Annotated in this window: 4 protein-coding genes and 1 pseudogene; 4 read left to right on the forward strand and 1 reads right to left on the reverse strand. The window is 71.4% G+C overall.

All coding sequences use genetic code 11. The features are described 5' to 3' along the window. A partial coding sequence (locus tag ACWGB8_RS18170) for a sensor histidine kinase (protein WP_452214497.1) occupies window positions 1–1,298 on the forward strand: 1,298 nt, incomplete at its 5' end. A 20-nt stretch (window positions 1,299–1,318) separates the two neighbouring features. Then, a complete protein-coding gene (locus ACWGB8_RS18175) occupies window positions 1,319–2,029 on the forward strand; it encodes a response regulator (RefSeq protein ID WP_452214531.1) in 711 nt (236 codons plus the stop codon). A 63-nt stretch (window positions 2,030–2,092) separates the two neighbouring features. On the opposite strand, the gene ACWGB8_RS18180 is transcribed toward ACWGB8_RS18175, so the two are convergent. Continuing rightward, entirely contained in the window at window positions 2,093–3,277 is a 1,185-nt protein-coding gene (locus tag ACWGB8_RS18180) for an RNA-guided endonuclease InsQ/TnpB family protein (RefSeq protein ID WP_452214498.1), read from the reverse strand. Between ACWGB8_RS18180 and tnpA the strand changes: the two are divergent. Next, window positions 3,276–3,696 (forward strand): annotated as a pseudogene (gene tnpA, locus ACWGB8_RS18185) (IS200/IS605 family transposase). The gene ACWGB8_RS18180 and the pseudogene tnpA overlap by 2 nt on opposite strands. Before the next feature lie 170 nt (window positions 3,697–3,866). Further along, complete coding sequence (locus ACWGB8_RS18190) at window positions 3,867–4,514, forward strand: Pr6Pr family membrane protein (protein ID WP_452214499.1); 648 nt, start codon at window positions 3,867–3,869, stop codon at window positions 4,512–4,514. Window positions 4,515–4,593: the final 79 nt, after the last annotated feature.

Here is a 4,593-nt window from a genome sequence, read left to right on the forward strand (position 1 = left end):
GCGCGGCGCGGGCCGACGGCGCGGCGCGGGCCGACGGCGCGGTGCGCCGGGTGGCGGGCGCGGTGCTCGGGCGGCGGGCCCGGCTGCGCTGGGTGCACCTGGTGCTCGGCGGCGCGCTGCTCATGCCGTACTGGCTGCTGAGCGCCGTGGTGATCGGCTCCTTCCGGCCCACCGACGAGGCCGCACGCATGGTGCTCCTGCAGCTGGCCGCCTTCGCCGCCGCCCTGCCGATGGCCGCCGTGACCGCCCTGCTGCCGATGCTGCGGGAGCTGGAGAGCGTGGCCGCCCGCACCCTCTGCGCGGTCGGCGCCGCGGCCGCCGAGCTGCCGGGCGGTCCGGCCCGGTCCTGGGCGGCGAAGCGGCGGACGGCCGGCTGGTTCGTCCTGCACCTCTTCCTCGGCGGGGTGGTCAGCGGGATGTCCCTCGCCGGCACGCCGTTCGCCGTCGTGCTGATGCTGACGCCGTTCGGCTCGCAGGGCATCGACGAGGTCATCCGGTTCTGGACCGACCGGGGCGTGCCGGACTGGCTGCCCGGCCCGCTGATGGGGCTCGCGCTGCTCCTGCTTATCCTCCTCACCAGCGCCGCCTCGGGAGCCCTGCTCGCCCGCTGCGCGCCCGCCCTGCTCGGCGCCACCCCGGACGAGCGGCTCGCCGCCGCCGAACGCCGCGCCACCGTGCTCGCCCAGCGCAACCGGCTGGCCCGGGAGCTGCACGACTCCGTCGGGCACGCGCTGAGCGCCGTCGGCATCCAGGCCTCCGCCGCCGCCCGGGTGCTCCGCACCGACCCGGCGTTCGCCGCCGAGGCCCTGGCGGCGATCGAGGAGACCGCCCGGGCCGCCGTCGCCGAGCTGGACACCGTCCTGGGGCTGCTCCGCGAGGAGGACCCGCAGGCCGACGGACCGGCCGGGCCCACCCTCGCCGGACTGGACGACCTGCTGCGCCAGCTCGCCCGCACCGGCGTCCACGTCACCGCGGAGCTGGACCCCGGACTCGACCGGCTGCCGGCCGCCGTCTCCCGCGAGGCGTACCGGATCGTCCAGGAGGGCCTGACCAACGTGCTGCGGCACGCCGGGCCCGCGCCCGCCCGCCTGCGGGTGGCGACGGCGCCCGGGCGGCTGGAGATCGAACTGACCAATCCGCTGGGCGAGCGCCGCCCCAGCCGCCCGGGCGGCGGCCGGGGACTGCGCGGCATCGGCGAACGGGCCGCCGTCCTGCGCGGCGGCTGCGAGGCCGGACCGACGGCCGACGGAACGACGTGGCGGCTGGCCGTCCGGCTGCCGGTGGGAGGAGCGAAGTGAGCACGACGGGGGAGAACGCGATGGGACCGGACGACCGGGGTACCGGCACGGGCGCGGCGGGGGCCGGCGCCGGGGAGGCGATCCGGGTGGTGGTCGCCGACGACGAGCGCCTGGTGCGGATGGGCCTGCGCGTGGTGATCGACGCCGAACCGGACCTCACCGTGGTCGGCGAGGCCGCCGACGGCGCCGAGGTCGTCCCGCTGGTGCGGGAGCTGCGCCCCGACGTGGTGCTGATGGACGTCCGGATGCCCGGCATCGACGGCATCCGCGCCACCGAACAGCTGATCGGCGGCATGGCCGAACCGCCGCGCATCCTGGTGGTCACCACCTTCGAGCACGACGACCATGTCTACGACGCGCTGCGGGCCGGCGCCGCCGGGTTCCTGCTGAAGCGGGCCCGGGCGGAGGAGATGGTGCAGGCCGTCCGGCTGGTGGCGCGCGGCGACTCGCTGCTCTTCCCGGCGGCCGTCCGGGACCTGGCGCTGCGGCAGCCGCCGGTGCGGCGGCCGGCCTCGGACGGCGGGCCGATCCGGCGGCTGACCGACCGGGAGGGGCAGGTGCTGCGGCTGATGGCGGCCGGACTCAGCAACGGCGAGATCGCCGAGCGGCTGGTGGTCAGCCAGGAGACGGTCAAGACGCACGTCGGCAGCGTGCTCGCCAAGCTCGGGGCGCGGGACCGCACGCAGGCCGTGATCGTCGCGTACGAGTCCGGTTTCGTCCTGCCGGGGTGAACGGCGGGCAGCCGTCACCCTTCTTCCGTCCCGCCGATACCAGCGATTGACATCCTCCCAGTCCTAAAGGACGGAGATTCCCGTCTGGCTGCCGGTAGCCACCGGCTCGGCCTTCGGGTGGGTTCCTGTTTCATTGCGCTGTGCCGGAACGAGTCCCGGTCTTACCCGCGCTCCGCAGGCTGATACCGCCAGTCCAGCGGCCTTGGCGACGTTGACCGCCGCGTTGATGTCTCGGTCAAGGACGGCTCCGCACGCGCTGCACGTCCACTCACGGACGTTCAGGAGCTTGGGGCCGTCCTTGACACCGCATTGTGAGCACACCTGCGAGGTGGGCTCGAAGCGGCCGATACGGTGGAAGGTTCGCCCGTACCGGGCGGCCTTGTACTCCAGCATGGTAACGAACTGCGACCATCCGGCGTCGTGCACGGACTTGGCCAGCGGCGTGCGGGCGAGTCCCTTGACCGCCAGGTCTTCCACTGCGACCACTTGGTTTTCGCGGATCAGCTTGGTGGAGACCTGGTGGTGGAACTCGCGCCGCGCGTCGGCTACCTTGCCGTGGGCGCGGGCGACCTTGATACGGGCTTTTTCCCGGTTCTTGCTGCCCCTCGCCTTGCGGGAGAGGTTCTGATGTGCTTTCCTGAGCCGCTTCTCAGCCCGGCGCAGAAGGCGGGGGCTGTCAATCTTCGTGCCGTCCGAGAGGATCGCGAAATGCGACAGGCCCAGGTCGATACCGACCACGGCATCCGTGTCAGGCATCCGGCCGAGGTCGGCGGCCGGGTCGGTCTCCACGACAAAGCTCGCGAAGTACCGCTGGCCCGCGTCCATGACCACGGTCACCGTGGACGGCACCGACGGCAGGGTGCGGGACCACTTCACGGTCAGGTCACCGATCTTCGGAAGGCGCAGCTTCCCGCCCGGCGTGATCTTCCATCCGGCATTCGCCGTGAACCGGACCGACTGCCGGGTGTCCTTCCGAGACTTGAACCGGGGTGCGCCCATGCGGGGCCGCTTGCCCTTGAGACCGTCGAAGAAGTTACGGTAGGCGGCGTCCAGGTCCCGGAGGGACTGCTGCAACACCACCGATGACACCTCGGAGAGCCATGTCCGCTCGGGGGTCTTCTTCGCGGCGGTGAGCAGCTTGGACAGCTCACCCAAGGGGACGAACGGCAGCCCGGCGGCACGGGCGGTCTCGCGGACGCGAAGCGCGTCGTTGAAGACCACACGGGCACACCCGAACGCCCTTGCCATGTCACCACGATGGAAGCCCAATCCAGATCTACGAACCGGCCGCCGCGTCGCCCACAACCGTCACGTCCACTTGGCTCTTGTCACGAAGTACCGACGCGAGGCCATGACCGGCACCATGCTGACGCGCTGCGAGGAGATCACGCGAGAGGTGTGCTCGGACTTCGAGGCCGAACTGATGCAGTTCAACGACGAGGACGACCATGTTCACCTGCTGGTGAACTACCCACCCAAAGTCCAGCTCTCGAAGCTGGTCAACTCCCTCAAGGGAGTCTCGGCTGCACAAGGAGTACGACAGCCACGTGCGCCGACACCTGTGGGGTGGACACTTCTGGTCCGGCTCCTACTTCGCGGGATCGTGTGGAGGTGCGCCGCTCACCGTGGTCAAGCAGTACATCGCGAACCAGAAGCGGCTCGTCTGACCGCCACCCCGAAACCGTAGCGAACTCCGCCGCTCCGCGGCTACGGGCCAAGGATGCGCTTCACCCTCGTCTAAAGGGCGGAGCACTGCACGGGATCAGAGGTAGAGTGCGGCGTTCCCGAACATCCGTCCGGTACCTCCCGTATCACCTGAAACGAACTTGGTGGCCGCATGACACTCTGGACCCGCCCCGCGCTCTGGTGGCGCACGGGCATCGTGCTCTCGGCGGCGCTCGGCCTGATCCTGCAGACCGCGCCGCTGGTGTACTTCACGATCCAGAGCAATGTGATCGTGCTCGGCTACTTCATCGGCGCCGTCTACTGGATGCACAAGCGCGGCACCGTCGACGCTCCCGCGCCCCGGCTGCGGGGCGCCGCCACCCTGTACATCCTGATCACCGGCCTGGTGTCGCACATCCTGCTGGAGAAGGGTGCCAACCCGATCCCCGGCCTCTTCGACGGGCCGGACAAGCTGGCGCACTGGTCCTCGTTCTTCCTGCACTACGTCACGCCGGTGATGGTGATCATCGACTGGCTGACCCTCAAGCCGCGCAACGCCTCCTCCTGGCGGGACGTCCCGCTCTGGCTGGCCTTCCCGCTCGGCTACGCGGGGATCGTGCTCGCCCGCAACGCGCTGTTCTCCAACTACCCGATGCCGTACCCCTACTTCTTCTTCGACCCGACCACCGAGGGCTACGGCTACGTGTGGGGCCAGATCGCCCTGCTGACGGTGGAGTTCGTGGTGCTGGCCGCGGCCGTCATCGGCATGGACCGGCTGGGGACCCTGATCAGCGGCAAGGTGCGGCCCGCTGAGGCGTAGGCCCTGCGGACGTGCGAACGGCGGGGGCACCGGGGGGCGGGCGGGCCGCCGGCGGGGGGCCGGGGCGGCCGGCCGCCCC

The sequence above is a fragment of the Kitasatospora sp. NPDC054939 genome (genome assembly GCF_053610105.1).